The sequence below is a fragment of the Pseudomonas sp. BB438 genome (assembly GCF_057180225.1).
The window spans coordinates 4377228-4396659 of sequence record NZ_CM170001.1; the positions used below are offsets into that span (position 1 = coordinate 4377228).

Consider the following 19432-nt stretch of genomic DNA (forward strand, 5'->3'; position numbering starts at 1 on the left):
CCTGGAGACCTCGCATGAGCACGCAACTCAAACCCACCCTCGGCACCTTGCATCTCTGGGGTATCGCCGTGGGCCTGGTGATTTCCGGTGAATATTTCGGCTGGAGCTATGGCTGGGGCGTAGCCGGCACCCTCGGATTCCTGGTCACCACGCTGCTCGTGGCGACCATGTACACCTGCTTCATCTTCAGTTTCACCGAGTTGACCACCGCCATTCCCCACGCGGGCGGGCCCTTCGCCTACAGCCGCCGCGCCTTCGGCGAGAAAGGCGGGCTGGTGGCCGGGCTCGCCACGCTGATCGAGTTCGTCTTCGCCCCGCCGGCCATCGCCATGGCCATCGGCGCCTACCTCAACGTGCAGTTCCCTTCCCTCGACCCCAAGCACGCGGCAGTCGGCGCGTACCTGATCTTCATGACCCTGAACATCCTCGGCGTGAGCATCGCCGCGACCTTCGAACTGGTGGTGACCGTGCTCGCCGTGGCTGAACTGCTGGTGTTCATGGGCGTGGTGGCGCCGGGCTTCAGCTTCAGCAACTTCGTGCTCAATGGCTGGGCCGGCTCCGACAGCTTCGGCGGCGCGGCCGTCGGCGGCATCTTTGCAGCGATTCCCTTCGCCATCTGGTTCTTCCTCGCCATCGAGGGCGCAGCCATGGCCGCCGAGGAAGCCAAGGACCCGAAACGCACCATTCCCAAGGCTTACGTCAGCGGCATCCTGACCCTCGTGGTGCTGGCCATCGGCGTGATGCTGTTCGCCGGCGGCGCGGGCGACTGGAAGGCCCTCTCGGGCATCAACGACCCGCTGCCACAGGCGATGAAGATGGTGGTAGGCGAGAACTCCGGCTGGCTGCACATGCTGGTGTGGATCGGCCTGTTCGGCCTGGTGGCCAGCTTCCACGGCATCATCCTGGGCTACTCGCGGCAGTTCTTCGCGCTGGCCCGCGCCGGCTACCTGCCGCGCGGTCTGGCAAAACTCTCGCGCTTCCAGACGCCCCACCGGGCCATCATCGCCGGTGGGCTGGTCGGCATCGCGGCGATCTACAGCGACGGCCTGATCGCCCTGCAAGGCATGAGCCTCACCGCGGCGATGATCACCATGAGCGTATTCGGCGCCATCGTCATGTACATCATGAGCATGCTCAGCCTGTTCAAGCTGCGCCGCAGCGAGCCCGACCTGGAACGCAGCTTCCGCGCGCCGGGCTTCCCTCTGGTGCCGGGCATTGCCCTGGCGCTGGCTGTGCTGTGCCTGGCAGCGATGGTGTGGTTCAACCTGCAGATCGCCGGGATCTTCCTGGCATTCATGGCCGCCGGCTTCGTCTACTTCCAGCTCACCGCCGCCCATCGCGCCAGCGCCCCGGCGGACGCTATGCTGACAGGAGCCTGACAGCCACCCACTGCGCGCCGGTTTTCGCGGCCGGCGTGCAGTCACCGGGATGTTCGCATGCCGTACGAGACTACCATCGGTCACCTGACCTACCACTTTGCCGACCTGAAGACCCTGCTCGCCAAGGCTAGTCCGGCGCGCTCCGGCGACGCCCTCGCGGGCCTGGCCGCCAACAGCTACGAAGAGCGCATGGCAGCGAAGATCGCCCTCGCCGACGTGCCGCTCAAGCGCTTCCTCGACGAGGCGCTGATTCCCTACGAGCAGGACGAAGTCACCCGGCTGATCATCGACGGCCACGACGCTGCCGCCTTCGCGCCGATCAGCCATCTCAGCGTCGGCGACTTCCGCGACTGGCTGCTGCTGGACAGCACCGACAGCGCCGCGCTCACCCGTGCCGCCAAGGGCATCACGCCGGAGATGGCCGCCGCGGTGTGCAAGCTGATGCGCAATCAGGACCTGATCCTGGTGGCAAAGAAGTGCCACGTGGTCACGCGCTTTCGCAACACCATCGGCCTGCCCGGCCACCTCTCGGTACGCCTGCAGCCGAACCATCCCACGGACGACGTGCGCGGTATCGCCGCGAGCATGCTCGACGGCCTGCTCTACGGGGCCGGTGATGCGGTCGTGGGCATCAACCCGGCGAGCGACTCGCAGGCCACCCTGATGCAGCTGTGGCGGATGATGGACGAGCTGCGCCAGCGCTTCGAGATTCCCATGCAGAGCTGCGTGCTCACCCACGTCACCTCGCAGATCCAGGCCATCGAGGCGGGCGCGCCGATCGACCTGGTGTTCCAGTCCATCGCCGGTACGCAGAAGACCAACGAGAGCTTCGGCATCGACCTCGCCCTGCTGCGCGAGGCACACGAGGCGGCGCTGTCGCTCAATCGCGGCACCCTGGGCGACAACGTCATGTACTTCGAGACCGGCCAGGGCAGCGCGCTTTCAGCCAACGGTCATCACGGGGTCGACCAGCAGACCTGCGAAGCCCGCGCCTATGCCGTGGCCCGCGAGTTCCGGCCGCTGCTGACCAATAGCGTGGTCGGATTCATCGGCCCGGAATACCTGTATGACGGCAAGCAGATCATCCGCGCCGGGCTGGAGGACCACTTCTGCGCCAAGCTGCTGGGCGTGCCTATGGGCTGCGACGTCTGCTACACCAATCATGCCGAAGCCGACCAGGACGACATGGACAGCCTGCTGACCCTGCTGGGCGCGGCGGGCATCACCTTCATCATGGGCATCCCCGGCGCCGACGACATCATGCTCAACTACCAGAGCACCTCCTTCCACGACGCGCTCTACCTGCGCAGCACCCTGGGCCTGAAGCGCGCCCCGGAATTCGATGCCTGGCTGGCGAAGATGGCGATCACCGAACCCTCCGGCCAGTTGCGCTCCATCGGCCCCGGCCACGATCTGCTGCGGGCCTTCTGAGGAACCGGAACGCATGGACCTGATCCAGAACGACCCCTGGGACGAACTGCGCGCGCACACCACCGCGCGCATCGCGCTGGGCCGCGTCGGCTCGAGCCTGCCGACCCGCGAGGTGCTCAAGTTCGGCCTGGCCCACGCGCAGGCGCGCGACGCGGTGCATCACCCCCTGGACTTCGAGGCGCTGCAGCAGTCACTGGCCCACGAGGGCTTCCGTGTCCTGCGTGCGCGCAGCGAGGCGCCGGACCGCCAGACCTATCTGCTGCGCCCGGACCTGGGGCGCGCGCTGCACCCGGACTGCCAGTGGCACCTCAAAGGTGAGCAGGCCACGGTCGAGTTGGTCATCGTGATCGCCGACGGCCTCTCCTCCTTCGCCGTCCAGCAGCACGCGCTGCCTTTGCTGAGCGCGCTGCGCGAGCGCTTCGTCACCGACTGGCAGCACACGCCCGTGGTACTCGCAGAGCAGGGCCGCGTAGCCATTGGCGACGGCATCGGCGAAGCGCTGGGGGCGAAACTCGCGCTGGTCCTGATCGGCGAACGCCCCGGCCTCAGCTCGCCGGACAGCCTCGGCCTCTACCTCACCTGGCAGCCGCGTGTGGGGCGTATGGACAGCGAGCGCAACTGCCTCTCCAACGTCCGCCCACAAGGCCTGCCGTACGCGCTGGCCGCATACAAGCTCGCCCATCTGCTGCAGCAGGCGCTGCGCCTGCGGGTGAGTGGGGTGAGGCTCAAGGACGACAGCGACCTCCCTGAAACGAACAGTCTGAACCGCCACGCGCCTGACAAGGTCTGAATCACAGCGTATCGTGATTTTCCTTTACCACTGTCGGAGACGGGACCATGCCCTGGTATGCCTGGTTGATCATCGCCCTAGCTCTGGGCTCCATCGTCGGCGCACTGATGATGCTGCGCGATACCGCAAAAAAGCTCCCGCTCACCGAGGAACAGCTCAAGCGAATCCACGAACGCAATGTCGAAATGGATGCCAAGGAAGCCGATGACAAGCGGTGAGAATTGCCTAACTGACTGACGCTTCAGTCAAAAACTGGCCACGGCGATGGCCAGCGGCGGTCGAAATTGCCTAGACTGCGCCTCCCTTGATGGAGGAAAGAATGCTCAGGAAACTCCTGCCGCTGCTGCCAAGCGTGTTGTTGCTCTGCGGATTCGCGCTGGGATTCGTCCAGCCGCTGGGGTTGCTGATCGGCGCCGTCTACGTCGCCTGGACCCTCTACGGCGAGCATCGCCTGCCGCGCCTGCTCTGGTGGCTCGTCTGCCTCGTACTCAGTGTCGCCCTGGCCGCGCACCTGCTGCCGGGCACTACCTCGTGGACGCTATGGCCGGTGCGCCAGCTCAGCCCGGACGCCCCCGTCTATGCCCTGCACCTGTCCTGGGACAAGGCACTGGTGGGCGCCACGCTGCTCGCCTGGTGGCTGCGCCGCGACCCGGTACCGACGGAAAGACGCTCGCCGGACTTCGCCGCCATCGTCATCGTCACCACGCTGTTCGCCGTGCCGCTGGTCGCGGTGGCCGGTGGCCTGGTGGTCTGGAACCCGAAATGGCCGCCCGGTTTCTGGCTGTGGATGCTGGTCAACGTCTGCGTGATCTCGCTGACCGAGGAAGCCTTCTTCCGCGGCCTGCTGCAGAGCGAACTGGTGCGCCGCTTCGGCGCCATCGCCGGGGTGACGGCCGCGAGTGTGCTGTTCGGCATGGTGCACTGGCCGATCAATCCGCTGTTCGCCGTGGTTGCGGGTATCGCCGGCCTGGGTTACGGCCTGGCCTTCCACTTCAGCGGCAGGCTGGCTGTGGCGGTGCTGCTGCATGCCTCAGTGAACTGCCTGCACCTGCTGCTGTTCAGTTATCCGCTGCGGATTATCTGATCAGCGCGGCACCTGCCTTGAGCGATCGCGGACGGAGTCCGCGATCGGTTTCCCGCCCACGGCGAACTTATTCGCGCATCACCAGCAGCAATGCCTGCTCAGCCAGCTCGTCCAGCGTCAGACTGCCTTGCGGGCGGAACCAGGTGATGGACCAGGACAGCGCCCCGGTAAGAAAACGCCGCAGGATGAACGGATCGCCCTGGCTGAAACCGGCAACCCGCGCCTCTTCCAGCACTTCCAGCCACATCTGCTCGTAAATGTCGCGCAGGCTGAGGATGTAGGCCTGGCCTTCTTCGGACAGCGAGCGCCATTCGTAGACCAGCACTGCCATCGCCTCGCCCGTACCGCCGGTGATCGACTGCAGCTCGCAGCGAATCAGCGCCAGCAGGCGCTCGCGCAGTGTCGTGGCATCGGCCAGCGCAGCGCGCATCAGGGCGGTGTTGTAGAGGATGGTTTCCTCCATCACCGAGCGCAGGATCTCGTCCTTGCTCTTGAAGTGGTGGAAGATGCTGCCGGACTGGATCCCCACCGCGCCGGCCAGGTCACGCACCGTGGTGCGTTCGTAGCCCTTGCTGCGGAACAGGTGCGCGGCCGTGTGCAACAGCTTGCCGCGGGCGCTTTCCGGGTCGGTGATCTGTCCGGTCCCGACCAGCTCCAGCATGACTTCGCGAGCTTTGCGGTCATCCACGCTGTTCTCTCCCCATTGGCCTCATCGGCCGATCTGCTCAGGGCGATTCATCGAAACGCCCTGCAAGTGCTTGTGTTGTCTGACGAAATGTAAGCCCGCGAACCCCAACCAAGCAAGCGCTTGGCCATCCAATGGTTGGGGTTGTCGTACTTTCGGGGCTTTTCAACCAAGCGCTTGCTTGGTAATGTCGATCCATCACTCAGCGTCACGGGCAGAACAATGACTAGAACCGTACGTATCGGCTGCGCCTCCGCCTTCTGGGGCGACACGTCCACCGCCGCCGCCCAACTGGTGCGCGGCGCGGAAATGGATTACCTGGTATTCGACTACCTCGCCGAGATCACCATGTCGATCATGGCCGGCGCCCGCCTGAAGAATCCCGAGGCAGGCTACGCCACCGATTTCGTCGAGGTGATGACACCGCTGCTGGGCGACCTTGCGGCGAAACAGGTGCGCGTGATCAGCAACGCCGGCGGCGTGAACCCGCAGGCCTGCGCCAGCGCCCTCGCCGCGGCCTGCGAGAAGGCCGGCGTAGCGCTGAAGATCGCCGTGGTGCATGGCGACAATTTGCAGCCGCGCCTGGGCGAACTGGCCAAGGCCGGCATCCGCGAGATGTTCTCAGGCGCGCCGATGCCGCCGATGTGCGTGTCGGTCAACGCCTACCTCGGCGCTCCCGGCATAGTGGAAGCATTGAAGGCTGGCGCCGATATCGTCATCACCGGTCGCGTGGTCGACAGCGCGGTCGTCAGCGCCGCCCTGGTGCATGAATTCGGCTGGGCCTGGAACGACTACGACAAGCTGGCCCAGGCCGCACTGGCCGGGCACATCATCGAATGCGGCGCGCAGTGCACCGGCGGCAACTTCACCGACTGGGAAAGCGTGCCGGACTACGAGCACATCGGTTTTCCCGTCATCGAAGTAGAGGCCAGCGGCGACTTCGTCGTGACCAAGCCGCAGGGCACCGGCGGGCTGGTGACACCGCTGTCGGTGGGCGAGCAGATGCTCTACGAGATCGGTGATCCGCGCGCCTACCTGCTGCCCGACGTGGTCTGCGACTTCACCCAGGTCGAACTCGCCCCGGTGGGTGACAACCGCGTGGCCGTCAGCGGCGCCCGCGGCCTGCCGCCAAGCGGGCAGTACAAGGTCAGCGCGACCTACCCGGATGGATTCCGCTGCACCGCCAGTTGCCTGATCGCCGGCATCGACGCCGTGAAGAAGGCCGAGCGGGTCAGCCGGGCGATCATCGCCAAGACCGAGGAAATCCTCATGGAACGTGGCTGGGGCCCGTACCGCGAGGTCAGCATCGAACTGCTCGGCAGCGAGGCCACCTACGGTCCGCACGGGCGTCGCAGCGACAACCGCGAGATCGTGGTGAAGCTCGCCGTGCGCCACAGCCGCAAGGAAGCCCTGGTGCTGTTCTCCCGCGAGATCGCCCAGGCCGCCACCGGCATGGCGCCGGGGCTGACCGGCATCGTCGGCGGCCGCCCCACCGTGTACCCGGTGATTCGCCTGTTCTCCTTCCTGATCGACAAGGACAGCTGCGAGCTGGCCGTGGAGATCGATGGCCAGCGCCAGCGCGTCACTCTGCCCGCCCTCGATCGCTTCGACCCGTCCGCACTGGCCGACGACACCCCCGTGTCGGCGGCCACTGGCCCGGCCCAGGCCAGCGTGCCGCTGGTGAAACTGGCCGTGGCCCGCTCTGGCGACAAGGGCAACCACAGCAACATCGGCGTCATGGCACGCAAGGCCGAGTACCTGCCATGGATCGCCGAGGCGCTGAGCGAAGGCTCGGTAGCCGAATGGATGCAGCACGTGCTCGACCCGCAGCTCGGCCGCGTCAGCCGCTGGCACCTGCCGGGCACCCACAGCCTGAATTTCCTGCTGGAGAACGCCCTGGGCGGCGGCGGTGTCGCCAGCCTGCGCATCGACCCGCAGGGCAAGGCCTTCGCCCAGCAGTTGCTGGAATTCCCGGTGGCGGTGCCGCAGCACATCGCCGATGAACTGAGCCAGTAGGACGACAACAACAATGAGCTACGACTCGATCTTCAAACCCGGTCTGTTCGACGGCCAGACCATTATCGTCACCGGCGGCGGCAGCGGCATCGGTCGCTGCACCGCCCATGAGTTGGCGGCACTCGGCGCCCACGTGGTGCTGGTCGGGCGCAAGGCGGAGAAGCTGGAGAAGAGCGCCGGCGAAATCATCGAAGACGGCGGCAGCGCCAGCTGGCACAGCTGCGACATCCGCGACGAGGATGCGGTGAAGGCGCTGGTGGCGCAGGTCATCGCCGAGCGCGGGCCGATCCATCATCTGGTCAACAACGCCGGCGGGCAATACCCCGCGCCGCTCGCCTCGATCAACCTCAAGGGCTTCGAGGCCGTGGTGCGCACCAACCTGGTCGGCGGCTTCCTCATGGCTCGCGAAGTGTTCAACCAGAGCCTGAGCAAGACCGGCGGCAGCATCGTCAACATGCTCGCCGACATGTGGGGCGGCATGCCCGGCATGGGTCACTCCGGCGCCGCCCGCGCCGGCATGGAGAACTTCACCAAGACCGCCGCCATCGAGTGGGGCCACGCGGGCGTGCGGGTCAACGCCGTGGCGCCGGGCTGGGTCGCGTCCAGCGGCATGGACACCTACGAAGGCGCGTTCAAGGCGGTGATCCCGACCCTGCGCGAGCACGTGCCGCTCAAACGCATCGGTACCGAATCGGAGGTTTCCGCCGCCATCGTCTTCCTGCTCTCCCCCGGCGCTGCCTTCATCAGCGGCAATACCATCCGCATCGACGGCGGCGCCAGCCAGGGCAGCCGCGCCTTCCCGCTGGCGAAGGGCAAGCCGGGGCAGAGCCGTTCCTACAACGGCTTCCACCGTGCCTACCTGCCCGATGTACTGAAGGATCAGGAGTAAGCGATGCCGGTCATCCAATCCGAAGTCGATCCCCAGGGCGAGGACTTCGCCCGCAACCGCGAGGCCATGCTGGCTGCCGTGGCGAGTTTCCGCGAGGTCGAACAGAAGGTGCTGGACAAGGCCGCCGAGGCCAAGCCCAAGTTCGACAAGCGCGGCCAGTTGCTGCCGCGCGAACGCCTGAACCTGCTGCTGGACCCCGGTGCGCCGTTCCTCGAAATCGCCTCGCTGGCCGGCTACAAGCTGCACGACGACAAGGACGGCACCCAGGCCGGCGGCGGCATCATCTCGGGCATCGGCTACATCGCCGGGGTGCGCTGCCTGGTGACCGCCAGCAACAGCGCGATCAAGGGCGGGACCATCTCCCCCACCGGCCTGAAGAAGACCCTGCGCCTGCAGCAGATCGCCTTCGAGAACAAGCTGCCGGTGGTAGCGCTGACCGAGAGCGGCGGCGCCAACCTGAACTATGCGGCGGACATCTTCGTCGAGGGCGCGCGCGGCTTCGCCAACCAGGCGCGCATGTCGGCGATGGGTATTCCGCAGGTCACCGTGGTGCACGGTTCGTCCACCGCGGGTGGCGCCTATCAGCCGGGGCTGTCGGACTACGTGGTGGTGGTGCGCGGCAAGGCCAAGATGTTCCTCGCCGGCCCGCCGCTGCTCAAGGCCGCCACCGGCGAAATCGCCACCGATGAAGAATTGGGTGGCGCCGAACTGCACGCCGAGGTCGCCGGCACGGCCGAGTACCTCGCGGAGAACGACGCCGATGGCGTGCGCCTGGCCCGCGAGATCCTCGCCTCGCTGCCGTGGAATGCCCAGCTGCCGGCGCGCCCGAAGACGGATTGGGACGCCCCGCTGCACCCGGCCGAGGAGCTGCTCGGCGTGGTTCCGGCGGACCCGAAGAAGCCCTATGACGTGCGCGAGATCGTTGCGCGCATCGCCGATGGCTCGCGCTTCCTCGACTTCAAGCACTCATTCGACAGCCAGACCGTCTGCGGCCACCTGCACATCGAAGGCCATGCCTGCGGCCTGATCGGCAACAACGGCCCGATCACCCCGCAGGGCGCGGCCAAGGCGGCGCAGTTCATCCAGCTGTGCGAGCAGAGCAACACGCCGATCCTGTTCCTGCATAACACCACCGGCTTCATGGTCGGCACCGAATCCGAGCGCCTGGGCGTGATCAAGCACGGTTCGAAGATGATCCAGGCGGTGGCCAACGCCACCGTGCCCAAGCTCACCCTGGTGGTCGGCGGCTCCTACGGCGCCGGCAACTACGCCATGTGCGGCCGCGGGCTGGACCCGCGCTTCATCTTCGCCTGGCCCAACAGCCGCACCGCCGTGATGGGCGGCGCACAGGCCGGCAAGGTGCTGCGCATCGTCACCGAGGAGAAGCACGCCAAGGAGGGTAAGGAACCCGACCCGAAGATGCTCGACATGCTCGAACAGATGACCGCGCAGAAGCTCGACGCCCAGTCCACCGCGCTCTACGGCACGGCGAGCCTGTGGGACGACGGGCTGATCGATCCGCGCGACACCCGCGTGCTGCTCGGCTACCTGCTGGACATCTGCGCGGAGGCGGCCGTGCGGCCGCTGAAGGGAAATAGTTTTGGGGTAGCGAGGTTCTGACGGGAAGGCGGGCAAGAGCCCCTCTCCCCCCGCCCTCTCCCTGAAGGGAGAGGGAGCCAAAGCAACCCGGCGTAAAGCGAATTTCCAGCCCGCGCCGAACAGCCCACTCTCCCTTCAGGGAGAAGGTTGGGGAGAGGGCAAGGGAACAACTCAGGCTAAAGGAGAACAACAACAATGATCTTCACCCAGGAACACGAAGAACTCCGCCGCACCGTCCGCAACTTCGTCGAACGCGAGATCAATCCTTACGTCGACGAGTGGGAAAAGGCCGGGCGCTTCCCGATCCATGAGGTCTTCAAGAAAGCCGGCGACCTGGGCCTGCTGGGCATCTCCAAGCCGGAGAAATTCGGCGGCATGGGCCTGGACTACAGCTACTCGGTGGTGGCCGCCGAAGAGTTCGGCACCATCCATTGCGGCGGCGTGCCCATGGCCCTGGGCGTGCAGACCGACATGTGCACCCCGGCCCTGGCGCGCTTCGGCTCCGACGAGCTGCGCGAGGAGTTCCTCCGCCCGGCCATTGCCGGCGAGATGGTCGGCTGCATCGGCGTCTCGGAAGTCGGCGCCGGCTCCGACGTGGCGGGCCTCAAGACTACCGCGCGCAAGGATGGCGACGACTACATCATCAATGGCAGCAAGATGTGGATCACCAACTCGCCGTCTGCCGACTTCATCTGCCTGCTGGCCAACACCTCCGACGACAAGCCCCACGTCAACAAGTCGCTGATCATGGTGCCGATGAAGTCCAAGGGCATCAGCGTCAGCCCGCACCTGGACAAGCTGGGCATGCGCAGCTCGGAGACCGCCCAGGTGTTCTTCGACGACGTGCGCGTCCCACAGCGCAACCGCATCGGCGCCGAGGGCGCGGGCTTCATGATGCAGATGCTGCAGTTCCAGGAAGAACGCCTGTTCGGCGCCGCCAGCGGGATCAAGGGCCTGGAGTACTGCGTCAACGCCACCATCGACTACTGCAAGGAGCGCAAGACCTTCGGCCAGGCGCTGATCGACAACCAGGTCATCCACTTCCGCATGGCCGAGCTGATGACCGAGATCGAGTGCCTGCGCGCCCTCACCTACCAGGCCACCGAGCAGTACATCCGCGGCAAGGACGTGACCCGCCTGGCCTCCATGGCCAAGCTCAAGGTCGGCCGCCTGGCCCGCGAAGTCACCGACGCCTGCCTGCAGTACTGGGGCGGCCAGGGCTTCATGTGGGAAAACCCGATTGCCCGCGCCTATCGAGACACTCGCCTGGTGTCCATCGGCGGCGGCGCGGACGAAATCATGCTGGGCATCATCTGCAAGCTGATGGGCACCCTGCCGGGCAAGAAGAAGGGCTGAGACCATGACCCTGCCGAACTGCGAAACCCTGCTGCTGGAACGGGACAGCGGCGTGCTGCACGTCACCCTGAACCGCCCGGACAGCCGCAACGCCATGAGCCTGGCGATGGTCAGCGAACTGCGCGCGGTGTTCGCCGCCGTGCGCGACGACCGCGCGGTGCGCGCCATCGTCCTGCGCGGCGCTGGCGGGCACTTCTGCGCCGGCGGCGACATCAAGGACATGGCCGGCGCCCGCGCCGCCGGTCCCGACGCCTACGCCGCGCTGAACCGCGCCTTCGGTGGCCTGCTGGAGGAAGCCCAGGCGCAGCCCCAGGTGCTGGTCGCCGTGCTGGAAGGCGCGGTGCTCGGCGGCGGCTTCGGTCTCGCTTGCGTCTCGGACATCGCCCTGGCGGCGGTGGACGCGCAGTTCGGCCTGCCGGAAACCAGCCTCGGCATCCTGCCGGCGCAGATCGCGCCCTTCGTGGTGAAGCGCATCGGCCTGACCCAGGCACGCCGCCTGGCCCTTACTGCCGCCCGCTTCGATGGCCGCGAGGCGCTGCGCCTGGGCCTGGTGCATGTCTGTGCTGACAGCGCCGAGAGCCTTGGCGAGCAGTTGGCAGAAAGCCTCGACCAGGTCCGCCGCTGCGCTCCCGGCGCCAACGCCGCCACCAAGGCCCTGCTACTGGCCACCGAGACCGACGCACTCGGCCCGCTGCTGGACGACGCGGCCCGCCAGTTCGCCGCCGCGGTGACTGGCGCGGAAGGCGCCGAAGGCACCCTGGCCTTCGTGCAGAAACGCAAACCGAACTGGGCGCAGTGATTCAGCGCGCACGCCAGACAACCCCCTCTCCTTTCAGGGAGAGGGCTGGGGAGAGGGAAATAGCCACCATGCCCAGCTTCGACAAGATCCTGATTGCCAACCGTGGCGAGATCGCCTGCCGGGTGATCCGCACCGCCCACGACCTGGGCTACCGCACCGTGGCCGTGTACAGCGAGGCCGACGCCAACGCCCGCCACGTGCAACTGGCCGACGAGGCCGTGTGCATCGGCGCAGCCCCGGTGGGCCAGTCCTACCTGAAGCCGGAAGCGATACTCGACGCGGCGAAGCGCACCGGCGCCGGCGCCGTCCACCCCGGCTACGGTTTCCTCTCGGAGAACGCCGACTTCGCCCGCGCCTGCGAGGCCGCCGGCATCGCCTTCATCGGCCCCGGCGTGGAAGCCATCCACCTGATGGGCAGCAAGCGCCTGTCGAAGATCGCCATGCTCGAAGCCGGCGTACCCTGTATTCCCGGCTACGAAGGCGCCGAGCAGGACGACGCCACGCTGACCCGCGAAGCGCAGCGCATCGGCTACCCGCTGATGATCAAGGCCAGCGCCGGCGGTGGCGGGCGCGGCATGCGCCTGGTGACCCGCAGCGAAGACCTCGCCGAACAGCTGCGCACCGCGCGTTCGGAAGCGCAGAACGCCTTCGGCAGCGGCGAGCTGATCCTGGAGAAAGCCGTGGTGCAGCCACGCCACGTGGAGATCCAGGTGTTCGGCGACAGCCACGGCCACATCGTCTACCTCGGCGAGCGCGATTGCTCGGTGCAGCGCCGCCACCAGAAGGTCATCGAGGAAGCGCCCTGCCCGGTGCTGAACGAGGAACTGCGCGCCGCCATGGGCGAGGCCGCGGTGAAGGCCGCTGCCTCGGTGAACTACCTGGGCGCCGGCACGGTGGAGTTCCTGCTCGATGCCAGCGGCGCCTTCTACTTCCTGGAAATGAACACCCGCCTGCAGGTGGAGCACCCGGTCACCGAACTGGTCACCGGCCAGGACCTGGTGGCCTGGCAGATCCGCGTCGCCGAAGGCCACCCGCTGCCACTGACTCAGGAGCAGATTCAGCTCAAGGGCCACGCCATCGAAGTGCGCCTGTACGCCGAGGACGCCGGCCATGGTTTCCTCCCGCAGACCGGCCAGGTGCTGCGCTGGACGCCGCCGCAGCTGGACGGCATCCGCATCGACCACGGCCTGCGCGAAGGCCAGCCAGTGACACCGTTCTACGACCCGATGCTGGCCAAGGTCATCGCCTATGGCGCCACCCGCGACGAGGCCCGGCGCAAGCTGGTCCGCGCCGTCGAGGACTGCGTGCTGCTGGGCGTGACCGGCAACCAGCGGTTCCTCGCCAATCTGCTCAAGCACCCGGAGTTCGCTGCCGGCAAGGCCACCACTGCGTTCATCGGCGAGCAGTTCGCCGGCGACCCGAGCCTGGCCCCGCGCCAGCCGCAAGCGCTGGAACTGGCCTGCGCCGCCGCCCTGCTCTACCAGGCTTCGGCCAGTGACCGTGCGCACCAGCCGGGTCTGTCCGGCTGGCGCAGTGCAGGCAGCGCGCCGTGGCGCTTCGCGCTCAAGCACGGCGAGGAGAAATTCGTCGTCGAACTGCACGTCCGCGAGCATGGTCCCCGGCCGACGCTGCTGGCCCGCATCGGCGACAGCGAGATCACCCTGCGCCTGCTGGGCGAGGAGAACGGAGACGCCATCCTGGAAGCCGACGGCATCCGCCGCCGCCTGCCCTTCCATCGTGAAGGCGCACACCTCTGGCTGTACGGCGCAGACGGCAACCTGGAGCTGCTGGACGTCACCCACGAACCGGCTGGCATCGCCGCCGGCGCCGGCTCCGGCACCGTGAAGGCACCGATGGATGGCGCCATCGTCGACGTGCTGGTGGCCGAAGGCACGCGGGTCAGCAAGGGCCAGCTACTGCTGGTGCTCGAAGCGATGAAGATGGAGCACCCGCTCAAGGCCGGCGTCGACGGCGTGATCCGCCGCGTGCAGGTGAGCAAGGGCGAACAGGTGAAATCCCGACAGTTGCTGGTGGAGGTTGAAGCGCTGGAGTCCGCCTGAACCGCTTTTCGCTATTTCGTGGGAGCGAGCTTGCTCGCGAACACTCCCCGCTGCGGGGCCCGGGTTCGCGAGCAAGCTCGCGCCTACAAGCCCCATCCGTCAGAACAAGACCACAAGAACACGGAGCCCCAATCATGTCCCTGACCGGCAAAACCCTCTTCATCACCGGCGCCAGCCGTGGCATCGGCCGCGAGATCGCCCTGCGCGCCGCTCGCGACGGCGCCAATATCGTCATCGCCGCCAAGAGCGCCGAGCCCCACCCGAAACTCGAGGGCACCATCTTCAGCGTCGCCGAGGAAGTCGAGGCCGCGGGCGGCAAGGCGCTGGCCCTGCAACTGGACGTGCGCGACGAGAATGCCGTACGCGACGCCATGGCCCGCGCCGCCGAACACTTCGGCGGGATCGACGCGGTGGTGAACAACGCCGGTGCCATCAAGCTGGTGGGCGTGGAGCGCCTGGAGCCCAAGCGCTTCGACCTGATGTACCAGATCAACACCCGCGCCGTGATGGTCTGCAGCCAGGCCGCGCTGCCCTACCTGAAAGCCAGCAAGGGCCACATCCTCAGCCTCTCGCCGCCGATCAACCTGGCCGGCAAGTGGTTCGCCCAGCACGGTCCCTACACCGTCACCAAGTACGGCATGAGCATGCTCACCCTGGGCATGCACGAGGAGTTCAAGAAGTACGGCATCAGCGTCAACGCCCTGTGGCCGAAGACGATGATCGCCACCGCCGCCATCGAGTTCGAACTGGGCAGCCGTGATGCCTTCAAGCGCGCACGCACGCCGGCGATCATGGCCGACGCCGCCTACGCCATCCTCTCCAGCAGCGAACGTGCCATCAGCGGCCGCCTGCTGATCGACGAGGACATCCTGCGCGAACAGGGCCAGACCGACTTCGAGCACTACCGCTTCGACCCGAACGGCGGCAGCCTGGTGCCCGACCTGTTCCTCGACTGACGCGACACTGCAGGGCGGATCACCGCACCGGCCCGCCCTGCCCCTCTCCTGCAGCCGCCCGCGCCGCTTACCAATCGACACAATCCCGCCCTGGCCGTCAGTCCAACCTTCCCTAGACTGCGATGAACGCTTATCGGCAGGTTTGCCGATCTGACTTGCGCCGTGCGCACCAGGGCCATAGCCGAGCGTCAGGGAGCGACCTAGAGTCGCGCAGAAATGTCTGCACGCCACGGACAACAATGACAACAAGGGCACGCGTCAATGTCTCATGCCGATATCATCACCCCGACCCGATTTCTCGCCCACCTGCCGGCTACCCTGGGCCGCGTGCCCCGCATGCTGCGCGGCCTGTACTACACCGGCATCCGCAACCGCGAGAAGAACCTATCCCTGGGCTGGGCGCTGGAACGCGCCGCGCGCCTCTACCCGGACAGTCCCGCACTGATCGATGAACGCCGGCGACTGTCCTACGCCCTCTTCAACGGCTGGGCCAACCGCCTGGCGCGGGCCTTCCAGGCCGAGGGCGTCGGCCACGCCAGCGTGGTCGCGGTGATGCTGGAGAACCGTGCCGAACTCATGGTAGTGCTCGCCGCCCTGGCCAAGCTCGGCGCCATCGGCGCGCTGGTGAACACCACCCAGCGCGGCCAGGTGCTCAGCCACAGCCTCAACCTGGTCAAGCCCAGCCATTTCGTGGTCGGCGAGGAGCTGCGCGAGGCCTTCGAAGACGTCCGGCCGGCCCTGGAGAACAGCGGCGGTCACTGCTACTGGATCGCCGACGACGATGACTCCGCGCAGCCGCCAGCCGGCTGGCACAGTCTGATGCGCCTGGCCCAGGAGCAGGATTCGAACAACCTGCCGGAAACCGCGCGGGTACGCCTCAAGGACGCGTGTTTCTACATCTACACCTCCGGCACCACCGGCCTGCCGAAAGCCTCGATCATGAGCCACGGCAAGTGGATCAAGGCCTATGGCGGCTTCGGCCATTCCGGGCTCGGGCTGACCAACAGCGATGTGCTCTACCTGACCCTGCCCTGCTACCACAACAACGCCGTGACCGTCTGCTGGAGCGCCGTGCTGGCCGGGGGCGCGGCCATCGCCCTGCGCCGCAAGTTCTCCGCCAGCGCCTTCTGGAAGGACGTACAGACCTACCAGGCGACCTGCTTCGGCTATATCGGCGAGCTATGCCGCTACCTCCTCAACCAGCCGCAGTGCGCGGAAGAACGTGGCAACAGCCTGACCTGCATGATCGGCAACGGGCTGCGTCCGTCGATCTGGAACGAGTTCAAGGAGCGCTTCGGCATCGAGCGCATCACCGAGTTCTACGCCTCCAGCGAAGGCAATATCGGCTTCACCAATGTATTCAACTTCGACAATACAGTGGGCTTCTCGCCAGCAACCTACGCGATCGTGCGCTATGACCTGGAGAACGACCAGCCGGTGCGCAACGCCAAGGGCTTCATGGAGAAGGTCGACAAGGGCGAGGCCGGCCTGCTGATCAGCGAGATCAGCGACAAGTGGCCGTTCGATGGCTACACCGATCCGGCCAAGAGCGAGGCGGTGATCTATCGCAACGTGTTCAAGGAAGGCGATACCTGGTTCAACACCGGCGATCTGATGCGCGACATCGGCTTCAAGCACACCCAGTTCGTCGACCGCCTGGGCGACACCTTCCGCTGGAAGGGCGAGAACGTTTCCACCACCGAGGTGGAAAACGCCCTGGGTGCTTTCCCCGGCGTGGAAGATGCGGTGGTCTACGGCGTGGAGATTCCCGGCACCAACGGCCGCTGCGGCATGGCCGCGCTGCGCCTCGCCGACGACGCCAACTTCGACGCCGCGCAATTGGCAGCACACCTGGATCGTGAGCTGCCGGCCTACGCCGTACCCCTGTTCCTGCGCCTGCTGGCCCAGGTGGAGACCACCGGGACCTTCAAGTACAAGAAGACCGACCTCAAGCGCAACGCCTACGACCCGTCAGCCGTCAGCGAAGCGCTGTTCGTGCGACTGCCCGGCGAAGCGGTCTACCGGCCACTGGACGGGACACTGTTCGAGGCGATTCGCGGGGGCGTACACCGCTTCTAAGCCCGGAAGAACTTTCTGTAGGAGTGCGCCTCGCACACGATCGCAAGCACGGCGCGCTCCTACAGGATGTCCGGACGTCTAATTTCGGAACTTGAACTGCAGCTCGGCACCACGGATGTCCGAATGCCAACTGTCGTCACCGGTTTCGCGCTCGTTGGGCTCGCGCTGAATCAGCCGGCCACCCACTTGGAACGGACTTTCTCCGGTCTTCTCGCCGAACATCTGCGGCAGCAACGGCTTGTCTTCCAGCTCGGTCACCGATCTGTCCGGCTCCAGCTGGTGGACCATTTCCTTAGGCAGACGCAGGTCAAGTTTCACCGGCGGCAAGGGTTGCTTGACGACGGGATCGACTGGCTTCTTCACCTGCGCCGGTGTCTTCGAGGGTGCCTTGGCTTCGGGCTTGATGGACGCCTCGACCGCAGGAGCCTTGGGGGACGCGACCACCTTGGCCGCTGCCGGCTTGGCCTCCGACTCACGTGGCTGCTCAGCGGCCGGTTTCGGCGCCGGTGCCGGAGTCACCGCTGCGGGTGCGGCGGCCGGGCTGGGCGCCGGAACTGGAGCGGTAGCCGGAGTGGCAGCCTTGTCCTTGTGCTCATCGCCACAGGCGGCAAGCAGCAGGGACAGACTGGCAATGACAAGGATTCGGGACTTCTTCATGGAGCGGACCGTCAGAAAAACCGCGCAATGCTGGCGCGTGCTGCGTGGCAGAGCAAGAGTCTTGCCATGACAAGGCATTACTGAGGACAAGTCTGACAGACCGGCACTGAACCCGGCCTGTCATTGATCAAGGCTTGTCAGGCAGTTCCTTCAGAGCCTTGTCGATTTCCAGGGTCGGAAAGCGCTGCCGGAGACTCGCTCGCACACGTTCAGCCTCCTCCTTCCGCCCCTTGTCCTGCAAGTCCCGAAGACGCAGCAGGCTGGCGCGCGGCTCGTCGCTCGGCTCTGCGAATGCTTGCAACATCCCCTGGGCCTTCCCGTCAGCCTGCAACGGGGCGTCAGTCAGCGCGCGAGCCTCTGCCTTCGCACTCTCCACCGCCATTTTCTTGCTCATCGGCGCAGGCTTGGCGAGCTCGTCAGGCGCCGCGCCGTTCGCGGCACTGTCCATCGGCGGCGCAGCCATGCTCGGTTCCGCCGCATAGGGTGCGGCAGCCGGAGCGGCCGGTGGCGCCATGACAGGCGCGGGAGCTGGCGCGCGCATCATCGCCGGCGCGACGGGCGCATCGAAGCGATTCGGCGCCTCCTCGAAGGTGCGAAGGGTCAGGCTCAGGCCAATCCCCAGGGTCGCCAGGCCAGCGACGGCGACGCCCCAGCGCTGTCGGCTGCCGGCGCCCAGCAGCCAGTGGTGCAGGCGCTGGGCGAAACCGGGCTGCCTCTCCTTCACGGCAGCACGGGCGGCGGCGAGGATTCGCGCGTCCAGCTGCGCCGACGGCTGCTCGTCGCTATGCCGGCGATAGTGCTCGAGCAGTTCCTGCTCATGCGAATCGCGGTTCATGGGTTCACCTCCTCGGTCACCGACGGATCGGACAACAACCGACGTAGTTTCTGCATCGCATAGCGGAGCCGACTCTTCACCGTTTCAGCCGGGGTTCGCGTCAGCTCGGCAATCTCGTTCAACTCGAGGTCACCGTGGGTGCGCAGCAGAAATACCTCGCGCTGTTCCTCCGGCAGCGCCTCCAGAGCCCCCTGCAGACGCTGCTGGTCGCGGGACAGACTGAGCTCGCGCTCAGGATCGACACTCTCGCCCGCCAGCGCCTCGCCGTGCAGTTGCTCGTCGAAACTTTCCTGGCGGCCCTGGTGCCGCCCCAGCTTGCGCCAGTGATCGATCAGACGGTTACGGCCAATCTGGTACAGCCAGGTCTTGAAGCTGGCGGCGCCCAGCGGCTGGCTGTCGCTGCGGATCAGGCTCAGCCAGGTTTCCTGAAAAACTTCCTCGGCCTGGGCGTGGTCGCCGCACAGCCCGCAGAGGAAGCGGAAGAGGCCGAGGCGATGGCGAGCATAGAGCTCACCGAAGGCCTCGGCGTCGCCTTGTCGGTAACGCCGCAGCAATGCCGCGTCGCTTTCATCCCTGGTGGATATCTTCAACGCTCTCGATCCGTGTCGGTACGGGTGTCTGCAGGCAGTGCGCCAGCCATCCGGTATCGCCGATGTCGCGCAGGCCGGCGCAGCACTGGATTTCCAGGGGCCTGATGGCAGGAAGGGCTGACTGTCGAGCGGCACGGCGTCGGTCTCGTCGAGGATTCATTCATCCTTGGACGAGAAACCCGAAGCAAACGGGTCGATTCCACCGACGAAAACGTCACGGGCCGCAC

The 19432-nt window shown here is 66.6% G+C and carries 17 protein-coding genes; 13 read left to right on the top strand and 4 right to left on the bottom strand.

Features of this window, described 5'->3' with window-relative positions; genetic code table 11:
* Positions 1 to 14: 14 nt before the first annotated feature.
* The 5 genes from eat to AC1ZV1_RS20055 all read left to right on the top strand — a co-directional run bounded on the left by eat (position 15) and on the right by AC1ZV1_RS20055 (position 4684).
* Positions 15 to 1379 carry an ethanolamine permease gene (gene eat, locus AC1ZV1_RS20035; RefSeq protein WP_484293284.1) on the top strand — a complete coding sequence of 455 codons (1365 nt, stop codon included), beginning with the start codon at positions 15 to 17 and terminating at the stop codon, positions 1377 to 1379.
* A gap of 57 nt (positions 1380 to 1436) precedes the next feature.
* Positions 1437 to 2810: an ethanolamine ammonia-lyase subunit EutB gene (locus AC1ZV1_RS20040; RefSeq protein WP_484293285.1), complete on the top strand. Its 1374-nt coding sequence runs from the start codon at positions 1437 to 1439 to the stop codon at positions 2808 to 2810.
* 13 nt (positions 2811 to 2823) lie between these two features.
* Positions 2824 to 3600, top strand: coding sequence for an ethanolamine ammonia-lyase subunit EutC (eutC, locus tag AC1ZV1_RS20045; protein WP_484293286.1), 777 nt, complete (start codon positions 2824 to 2826; stop codon positions 3598 to 3600).
* A 47-nt stretch (positions 3601 to 3647) separates the two neighbouring features.
* A complete protein-coding gene (locus AC1ZV1_RS20050; RefSeq protein WP_484293287.1) occupies positions 3648 to 3818 on the top strand; it encodes a DUF2897 family protein in 171 nt (56 codons plus the stop codon).
* A gap of 101 nt (positions 3819 to 3919) precedes the next feature.
* Complete coding sequence (locus AC1ZV1_RS20055) at positions 3920 to 4684, top strand: lysostaphin resistance A-like protein (protein WP_484293288.1); 765 nt, start codon at positions 3920 to 3922, stop codon at positions 4682 to 4684.
* 67 nt (positions 4685 to 4751) lie between these two features.
* On the opposite strand, the gene AC1ZV1_RS20060 is transcribed toward AC1ZV1_RS20055, so the two are convergent.
* On the bottom strand, positions 4752 to 5372 hold the full coding sequence (locus AC1ZV1_RS20060) for a TetR/AcrR family transcriptional regulator (protein ID WP_484293289.1): 621 nt from the start codon (positions 5370 to 5372) through the stop codon (positions 4752 to 4754).
* A 219-nt stretch (positions 5373 to 5591) separates the two neighbouring features.
* On the opposite strand from AC1ZV1_RS20060, the gene AC1ZV1_RS20065 reads away from it, so the two are divergent.
* The 8 genes from AC1ZV1_RS20065 (at position 5592) to AC1ZV1_RS20100 (ending at position 17123) form a co-directional block, all read left to right on the top strand.
* Positions 5592 to 7385 carry an acyclic terpene utilization AtuA family protein gene (locus tag AC1ZV1_RS20065; protein WP_484293290.1) on the top strand — a complete coding sequence of 598 codons (1794 nt, stop codon included), beginning with the start codon at positions 5592 to 5594 and terminating at the stop codon, positions 7383 to 7385.
* A 13-nt stretch (positions 7386 to 7398) separates the two neighbouring features.
* Entirely contained in the window at positions 7399 to 8274 is an 876-nt protein-coding gene (locus tag AC1ZV1_RS20070; protein ID WP_484293291.1) for an SDR family oxidoreductase, read from the top strand.
* 3 nt (positions 8275 to 8277) lie between these two features.
* The gene (gene atuC / locus AC1ZV1_RS20075; protein ID WP_484293292.1) at positions 8278 to 9894 is read left to right on the top strand and encodes a geranyl-CoA carboxylase subunit beta; all 1617 of its coding nucleotides are present in this window, start codon (positions 8278 to 8280) and stop codon (positions 9892 to 9894) included.
* A gap of 174 nt (positions 9895 to 10068) precedes the next feature.
* The gene (atuD, locus tag AC1ZV1_RS20080) at positions 10069 to 11229 is read left to right on the top strand and encodes a citronellyl-CoA dehydrogenase (RefSeq protein WP_484293293.1); all 1161 of its coding nucleotides are present in this window, start codon (positions 10069 to 10071) and stop codon (positions 11227 to 11229) included.
* Between the two features lie 4 nt (positions 11230 to 11233).
* Entirely contained in the window at positions 11234 to 12028 is a 795-nt protein-coding gene (atuE, locus tag AC1ZV1_RS20085; protein WP_484293294.1) for an isohexenylglutaconyl-CoA hydratase, read from the top strand.
* A gap of 68 nt (positions 12029 to 12096) precedes the next feature.
* A complete protein-coding gene (atuF, locus tag AC1ZV1_RS20090) occupies positions 12097 to 14088 on the top strand; it encodes a geranyl-CoA carboxylase subunit apha (protein ID WP_484293295.1) in 1992 nt (663 codons plus the stop codon).
* A gap of 134 nt (positions 14089 to 14222) precedes the next feature.
* Positions 14223 to 15044 (top strand): SDR family oxidoreductase, encoded by an 822-nt coding sequence (locus AC1ZV1_RS20095; protein ID WP_484293296.1) that lies wholly within the window; start codon positions 14223 to 14225, stop codon positions 15042 to 15044.
* A 261-nt stretch (positions 15045 to 15305) separates the two neighbouring features.
* Entirely contained in the window at positions 15306 to 17123 is a 1818-nt protein-coding gene (locus tag AC1ZV1_RS20100) for a long-chain-acyl-CoA synthetase (RefSeq protein ID WP_484293297.1), read from the top strand.
* A 78-nt stretch (positions 17124 to 17201) separates the two neighbouring features.
* Here AC1ZV1_RS20100 and AC1ZV1_RS20105 read toward each other — a convergent pair whose 3' ends face one another.
* From AC1ZV1_RS20105 to AC1ZV1_RS20115, 3 genes are all read right to left on the bottom strand, one after another.
* On the bottom strand, positions 17202 to 17780 hold the full coding sequence (locus AC1ZV1_RS20105; protein WP_484293298.1) for a translation initiation factor 2: 579 nt from the start codon (positions 17778 to 17780) through the stop codon (positions 17202 to 17204).
* A 127-nt stretch (positions 17781 to 17907) separates the two neighbouring features.
* On the bottom strand, positions 17908 to 18615 hold the full coding sequence (locus AC1ZV1_RS20110) for a hypothetical protein (protein WP_484293299.1): 708 nt from the start codon (positions 18613 to 18615) through the stop codon (positions 17908 to 17910).
* Positions 18612 to 19205, bottom strand: coding sequence for an RNA polymerase sigma factor (locus AC1ZV1_RS20115; RefSeq protein WP_484293300.1), 594 nt, complete (start codon positions 19203 to 19205; stop codon positions 18612 to 18614). The genes AC1ZV1_RS20110 and AC1ZV1_RS20115 overlap by 4 nt, the downstream gene beginning before the upstream one ends.
* Positions 19206 to 19432: the final 227 nt, after the last annotated feature.

Excerpts from the sequence above, each read along its gene's own strand:
- AC1ZV1_RS20055 (WP_484293288.1), top strand. The coding sequence starts at position 3,920 with ATGCTCAGGAAACTCCTGCCGCTGCTGCCAAGCGTGTTGTTGCTCTGC.
- AC1ZV1_RS20065 (WP_484293290.1), top strand. The coding sequence starts at position 5,592 with ATGACTAGAACCGTACGTATCGGCTGCGCCTCCGCCTTCTGGGGCGAC.
- AC1ZV1_RS20105 (WP_484293298.1), bottom strand. The coding sequence starts at position 17,780 with ATGAAGAAGTCCCGAATCCTTGTCATTGCCAGTCTGTCCCTGCTGCTT.
- atuF (WP_484293295.1), top strand. The coding sequence starts at position 12,097 with ATGCCCAGCTTCGACAAGATCCTGATTGCCAACCGTGGCGAGATCGCC.
- atuD (WP_484293293.1), top strand. The coding sequence starts at position 10,069 with ATGATCTTCACCCAGGAACACGAAGAACTCCGCCGCACCGTCCGCAAC.
- AC1ZV1_RS20110 (WP_484293299.1), bottom strand. The coding sequence starts at position 18,615 with ATGAACCGCGATTCGCATGAGCAGGAACTGCTCGAGCACTATCGCCGG.
- AC1ZV1_RS20040 (WP_484293285.1), top strand. The coding sequence starts at position 1,437 with ATGCCGTACGAGACTACCATCGGTCACCTGACCTACCACTTTGCCGAC.
- AC1ZV1_RS20050 (WP_484293287.1), top strand. The coding sequence starts at position 3,648 with ATGCCCTGGTATGCCTGGTTGATCATCGCCCTAGCTCTGGGCTCCATC.
- eutC (WP_484293286.1), top strand. The coding sequence starts at position 2,824 with ATGGACCTGATCCAGAACGACCCCTGGGACGAACTGCGCGCGCACACC.
- AC1ZV1_RS20095 (WP_484293296.1), top strand. The coding sequence starts at position 14,223 with ATGTCCCTGACCGGCAAAACCCTCTTCATCACCGGCGCCAGCCGTGGC.
- AC1ZV1_RS20070 (WP_484293291.1), top strand. The coding sequence starts at position 7,399 with ATGAGCTACGACTCGATCTTCAAACCCGGTCTGTTCGACGGCCAGACC.
- AC1ZV1_RS20100 (WP_484293297.1), top strand. The coding sequence starts at position 15,306 with ATGTCTCATGCCGATATCATCACCCCGACCCGATTTCTCGCCCACCTG.
- eat (WP_484293284.1), top strand. The coding sequence starts at position 15 with ATGAGCACGCAACTCAAACCCACCCTCGGCACCTTGCATCTCTGGGGT.
- atuC (WP_484293292.1), top strand. The coding sequence starts at position 8,278 with ATGCCGGTCATCCAATCCGAAGTCGATCCCCAGGGCGAGGACTTCGCC.
- atuE (WP_484293294.1), top strand. The coding sequence starts at position 11,234 with ATGACCCTGCCGAACTGCGAAACCCTGCTGCTGGAACGGGACAGCGGC.